This window comes from Methanospirillum sp. (assembly GCF_028679455.1).
GTDB lineage: Archaea > Halobacteriota > Methanomicrobia > Methanomicrobiales > Methanospirillaceae > Methanospirillum.
In genome coordinates this window covers 1-6309 of sequence record NZ_JAJRBM010000189.1, presented here as the reverse complement: position 1 = coordinate 6309, position 6309 = coordinate 1, and the positions used below count along the sequence as shown (strand labels likewise).

The 6309-nt window shown below is 52.7% G+C and carries 5 protein-coding genes and 1 tRNA gene; 5 read left to right on the top strand and 1 reads right to left on the bottom strand.

What is annotated here, in order from left to right; genetic code table 11:
* Positions 1-130 precede the first annotated feature (130 nt).
* A tRNA-Leu gene (locus LUQ50_RS06375) sits at positions 131-215 on the bottom strand.
* A gap of 223 nt (positions 216-438) precedes the next feature.
* Here LUQ50_RS06375 and LUQ50_RS06370 point away from each other — a divergent pair.
* From LUQ50_RS06370 to LUQ50_RS06350, 5 genes are all read left to right on the top strand, one after another.
* Complete coding sequence (locus LUQ50_RS06370) at positions 439-1428, top strand: asparagine synthase C-terminal domain-containing protein (RefSeq protein WP_300037884.1); 990 nt, start codon at positions 439-441, stop codon at positions 1426-1428.
* A 6-nt stretch (positions 1429-1434) separates the two neighbouring features.
* Positions 1435-1704, top strand: a complete 270-nt coding sequence (gene gatC / locus LUQ50_RS06365) for an Asp-tRNA(Asn)/Glu-tRNA(Gln) amidotransferase subunit GatC (RefSeq protein WP_300037881.1) — start codon at positions 1435-1437, stop codon at positions 1702-1704.
* A 1-nt stretch (position 1705) separates the two neighbouring features.
* On the top strand, positions 1706-3004 hold the full coding sequence (gene gatA / locus LUQ50_RS06360) for an Asp-tRNA(Asn)/Glu-tRNA(Gln) amidotransferase subunit GatA (protein ID WP_300037878.1): 1299 nt from the start codon (positions 1706-1708) through the stop codon (positions 3002-3004).
* On the top strand, positions 3004-4437 hold the full coding sequence (gene gatB / locus LUQ50_RS06355; protein ID WP_300037875.1) for an Asp-tRNA(Asn)/Glu-tRNA(Gln) amidotransferase subunit GatB: 1434 nt from the start codon (positions 3004-3006) through the stop codon (positions 4435-4437). Before gatA ends, gatB begins: the two co-directional genes overlap by 1 nt.
* Positions 4438-4458: 21 nt before the next feature.
* The coding region (locus LUQ50_RS06350; protein ID WP_300037872.1) for a DNA topoisomerase I at positions 4459-6309 on the top strand (1851 nt) is incomplete at its 3' end.

Genomic DNA, 6309 nt, shown 5'->3' with positions numbered 1-6309 from the left:
TTTGCGGTTCATCCTACACCGGTTGGATGAGTATTCCATCACCTCATGCAGAGTCAGATGAGAGGGAATGGATGCCCTGGTCATTTACCAGAAATAAAAAAGCGTATCGCGGTGAATTCACTATTTTTTATGCGAGGGAAGGGATTCGAACCCTTGAATTCCTGCGAAACCGGATCTTAAGTCCGGCCCATTTGGCCTGGCTTTGGTACCCTCGCACCCTGAATAAGATCATATCTGAAGATCAAAAGAACCGGCGCTAATACCGCAGTACCGGTCAGATATGCCTTACCTAATTCTCCCTGAAACTATAAGTTCCCATCTGTTCCCTCTCACCCACCGGTAGTTCCTGTCAAACCTGCCAGAGTTATAGTATCCTTTCCATACAGCACTCCGCCGAATATGCTTATATAGGGTGTGTCCTCCACCTTGAGAAGACAGATGGAACGGAAAGGCTGGGTCGAACTTGATGGAACTGTCTTAACCCCGGATGAGATCTCCCGCATACTTACCGGTGACCGTGAGAAGGCCTTCCGCTTTGGAGGAGAATTCTTCCTGAAATGGGAGACCGGTTGCGCACGCGATCACTTTGGTATTATGCCGGGGAACTGTGCAGCAGGCTCGATCTGGGATCACGGGATCAGGCTTGGAGAGATCGAACCGCTCACCCGATCCATCGATCTCCATTCTGCGATTGTTGATGCAATCAGGCTTCGGGCTGATGAGGGTGTAACTGCTCTCTCCGGTGGAGTTGATTCAGCCCTGGTTGCAGCCCTTGCCAGGCGTCCTTGCATAGCGGTAGGCGTGAAGGACTCACATGATCTCAAACGTGCCAGCCAGGTCGCACGGGAACTGAATCTCCAACTTGAGATCCGGACCGTCACTCCGGCTGAGATCGAAACAGTCCTGCCAACAGTATTAACCCTCCTCCCTGATCCTACCCCGGTAGATCTCGCCATCGCAACCACGCTTTTCTTCGTAACTGAGACTGCTCACGAGGCAGGGTACGAACGTATTCTCACCGGCCAGGGAGCAGACGAGGTCTTTGGCGGGTACTCCCGGTATCTGGGAAAGACCGAAGAAGAACTAGCCTCAACCTTCTCTACCGACTTTGCCTCACTTTCACGACAGGGTATGCGGGACCAGACCATTGCCGGATACCACCAGACCTGGCTCTCGATGCCGTACCTGGACATCAGGGTAGTGTGCGCTGCATCGGAAATACCCCTCACTGACAGGGTACGCGATGGGATCAGAAAAAGGCCGCTCCGGGAGGTAGCAGCCCGGTATCTCTCACCAGAGACCGCTTATTATGAGAAGAAGGCCATGCAGTACGGAACCGGGATCTGGAAAGAAATAAAACATCTTGCAAGGCAGAACGGTTATCAGAACTCAGTTTCAGATTACATGCACCATATCAGGAAGGCATAAGGAATAATGGTAGTATCAGAAGACGTCAGAAAAATAGCAAAACTCGCCGATGTCGGAGTCGATGACCGCGAGATTGAAGAATTTACATCCCAGTGTTCAGAAATCCTCACCTACTTTGAGATGCTCGACACCCTCCCCCAGGGAGCAACTATCGATCGCGGCCTTGTCAATATCTTCAGGGAAGATGAGATCACTGAATCTCTAAGCCAGGAAGAAGCGCTTCGCAATGCAGCAGAGAAAGAAGATGGATTCTTCAAAGCACCAAGGGTGATGTAAGATGGCAAAAACCCTCACATTCACTCCTGATGACAAGGTCCATGCCTTCATCACCACCATCCCCGAAGTTTCATACGAAGACGGACCGCTCAGCGGGGTAACTGTCGCCATAAAAGACAATATCTCAACCCGGGGAATAGAGACCACCTGTGCATCACAGATTCTGAAAGGATATATTCCTCCATATGACGCCCATGTCGTCACCCTCCTGAAATCTGCAGGAGCAGCCATCGTGGGCAAGACCAATATGGACGAGTTCGGGATGGGAACCACGACTGAAAACAGTTCGTTTGGTCCTACCCTTAATCCCTGTGACCCTGGCCGGGTTCCAGGCGGTTCATCAGGAGGTTCGGCAGCAGCGGTGGCAGCCGGATACTGCGATATGGCGCTTGGCTCTGATACCGGTGGTTCGATCCGGTGTCCTGCTGCGTTCTGCGGGATCGTCGGACTAAAACCAACCTATGGCCGCGTTTCGCGATACGGGCTCATCGCCTATGCCAACTCACTTGAACAGATCGGACCGATGGCAAAGGACGTGACCGGAGTTTCCCGGCTCTTTTCGGTGATAGCCGGACATGATAAACGTGATTCAACCTCGGTTGATCGTCCCTATATCCATACTCCAAATCCTTCGGTCAAGGGCCTTCGCATTGGTCTGCCTGAGGAATTCTTCGGCAAAGGTGTTGACCCCAAGGTTGCTGACACGGTCAAAAAAGCCGTCAGTGTCCTGGAGCAGGCAGGAGCAGAGGCTGTGCCCTGTTCCATGCCGTCCATGAGTCATGCCCTTGCCGCCTACTATGTCATCTGCACCAGTGAAGCCTCATCAAACCTGGCCAGGTTTGACGGGATCCGGTACGGGCCGGGTGGTGACCTGCGGAAGAGCTGGCATGAGGAGTTCTCTGACCGCAGACAGGAGCGGTTCGGCAAAGAAGTAAGGCGTCGGATCATCCTGGGAACCTTCTCACTCGCTGCCGGGTACTTTGGAAGGTATTATCAGAAGGCTCAGACCGCACGGCAGATGGTCCGTGATGACTTTGCCAGGCTCTTTGGGGAAGTTGACATGATTGCAGGACCGACAATGCCATCCATTGCATTCAAACTCCGGGAGAAGTCTGATCCGCTTCAGATGTACCTGTCCGATATTCTGACCGTTCCTGCAAATCTCGCCGGTGTTCCGGCAATATCAGTCCCCTGTGGACAGGTTGAGGGTATGCCGGTCGGGCTTCAACTCATTGGCAGACACTTCGAGGACGAGAAAGTAATTGATACTGCATTCGCATACGAACAGGGGGCAGTCTGATGGAGCACGACGACGTTATCATCGGTCTCGAGATACACTGTCAACTGAATACCAGGTCCAAACTCTTCTGTGGCTGCTCAACTGATTTCAGGGATGACGAACCAAACACCCACACCTGTCCGGTCTGTCTTGGTCTGCCGGGTAGCATGCCGGTCCTGAATAAGAAAGTGATCGAGTTTGCGATGAGGGTTGCCAAGGCGCTGAACTGTTCAGTCCTCAAAGAGTGCGACTTTTCGCGAAAGAATTACTTCTACCCTGATCTTAACAAGGCATACCAGATCACCCAGTATGATCGTCCGCTTGCCGAATGGGGAAAACTGATGATCGAGGGTGAAGACGGCGAACGTGATATCAGGATCACCAGGATTCATGTAGAAGAGGATCCCGGAAGATCAGTTCATATGGGAACCACCGACCGTGGTAAATATACCCTTATCGACTACAACCGTGCCGGTGTCCCACTGATTGAGATCGTCACCGAACCTGATCTCAAATCGCCGAAAGAAGCACGACGATTCCTGAATAAACTTCGTGCCACCCTTGAATATCTGAACGTATTTGACAGCGAGAAAGAGGGTTCACTCAGGGTTGATGCAAACATCTCGCTGAAGGGCTCCGGCAGGGTCGAGGTCAAGAACATCTCCTCGTATAAAGGGGTGGAGAAGGCTCTGACCTTTGAGATCACCAGGCAGCGGAATGTGATCCGTCGTGGACAGGTTGTTGCACGTGAGACCCGTCACTTTGTGGAGGCACGGGGTATCACCACCTCCTCACGAAGCAAAGAAGAGGAGAACGATTACCGGTACTTCCCAGAGCCTGATCTCATGCCGATGCAGGTATCTGACTGGGTCGAGGGGATTGTCCTTCCCGAACTCCCTGATGCACGCCGCGAGCGGTTTATGCAACAGTACGGATGTTCACTTGAGCATGCACGGACCCTTACCGGAGGGCTCAAACTTGCAGAATTCTATGAGCAGGTAGCAAAGGCAGACCCTGACCTTGCCGCAACCTGGACTGCGGATTACCTGCTTGGTGAACTCAATTACCGTGACTTCTCTATTGATGCCATGCCGATCGTTCACTTTATGGAACTGATCGGCCTTTTGAAAGCAGATACCATCACTGATAAAAGCGGGGTTGAGATCCTGCGAATCATCCTTGATCAGGTAAAGAACGGTGAAAAACCAGAGATGCCTGCATCCATCGTCAATCGCCTCGGGCTTGCGAAAACAGGTGGCGATGAGATAACCGATATGGTCAGGGCAGTTATCGCCGAAAATCCCCAGCCGGTTGCTGACTATCATGCCGGTAAGGGGCCGGCCCTGAACTTCCTGGTCGGCCAGGTGATGAAGAAATGCCGGGGCAGGGCTGATCCCGGTCACCTGAATGCTCTTCTCAGGGAAGAACTCGGGAAGATGCAGGACGGAGCATAAGCGGAGGACTGGGATATCATTATGCATCTTATCATAGCGGAAAAAAATATCGCTGCGAATCGTATCGCACAGATACTGGCCGGAAAAGAGAAGATATCCCAGAAGAAAGAGAGCGGTGTAAACGTATACCAGTTTGCCGATACCGCCACGATCGGGCTCCGAGGTCACGTGGTTGAGATCGATTTCGTGGAGGGATATACCAACTGGCGTTCTGAGACTCATCCTCCCCGCTCCCTTATCGATGCAGGGGTACTTAAACGTCCAACCGAACCTGCAATCGTAAAACTGGTCCAAAAACTCTCAAAGAAAGCTGACCGTGTCACCATTGCCACTGATTTTGATACCGAAGGGGAACTGATCGGTAAAGAGGCGTATGAACTCGTCCGTGCAGTGAACAGCAAAGTCAGGGTTGACCGTGCCCGGTTCTCAGCGATTACGCCTGAAGAGATCAACCGTGCCTTTTCAAGTCCTTCAGATATTGATTTTAACCTTGCAGCAGCGGGTGAGGCCCGGCAGATCGTGGATCTGCTCTGGGGTGCTTCATTAACCCGGTTTATCAGTCTATCTGCCCGACGGGGTGGGAACAACATCCTCTCGGTGGGCAGGGTTCAGAGTCCCACCCTCGCCATGATCGTGGATCGCGAGCGTGAGATTGAAGCGTTTGTTCCTGAACCCTACTGGGAGATATCACTTGATACTGAAAAGGCTGGCGAGCCATTCAGTGCCAGGCACGTCAATGGGAAGTTTACTGATAAGATTCAGGCAGAAGCAGCATATGCCGCAACCAAAAAGCCGCTCAGGGTAACGGATGTCAAGGAAGGTACCCGCAATGACAAGGCACCAACTCCGTTCGATACAACGGGTTTCATCGTCGCTGCTGCACGCCTCGGTCTTTCAGCTGCGAATGCAATGCGGATTGCAGAAGACCTGTATATGAACGGGTACATCTCGTATCCGAGAACCGACAACACCATTTATCCGCCATCGCTGAACCTGGAATCGATCCTCGATACGCTTGAAAAGACGCAGTTCGCCAAGGAGGTCGCGTGGGTCAGAAAGAACCGGCGTAAGACGCCGACACAGGGGAAGAAGTCCTCAACCGATCACCCTCCAATTCATCCGGCAGGAGTAGCCACCCCGGAGCAGCTCGGAGATAACTGGAAGGTGTATGAACTCATCGTCCGCAGGTTCCTTGCTACCCTTTCTCCCGATGCAGAGTGGCTGACGATGAAGATCAACCTCACCGCATCCACTGAAGGCTACACCTCAACCGGAAGCCGGCTTAAGGAGGCCGGATGGAGGATGGTGTACACCTACTCTGATGCCAAGGACACGGTCCTGCCGGTAGTAAAGCCGGGTGAGGAACTTCCAATCAAGGCTGTCAATCTGGAGGAGAAGCAGACCCAGCCACCTCCGCGGTTTTCGCAGAGCAAACTCATCCAGATGATGGAGGAACTCGGGCTTGGGACCAAGTCTACCAGGCACGAAGTGATTCAGAAACTGATGGGCCGCAAGTATATCGAAGGAAACCCCTTACGGCCGACGCTCGTCGGGAGAGCGGTTACCGAGTCACTTGAAGGGCATGCATCAGAGATTACCAGTCCTGACATGACTAGTACTCTCGAAGCCGCGATGGAGGAGATCAAGGTCAAGAAGCAGTCCCGTGATCACGTGGTAGAAGATTCCCGCACCATGCTTCACAAGGTCTTTGATTCGCTTGAGCCGAATAGCGAACTCATCGGCAGGGAGATCATGGATCAGACCGATGAAGAACTGACCATTGGTCCCTGTCCGATCTGTGGCAAAGATCTACGTATCAGGCGAAAGGGAGTCTCCCAGTTCATCGGTTGCACCGGGTATCCGGACTGCACC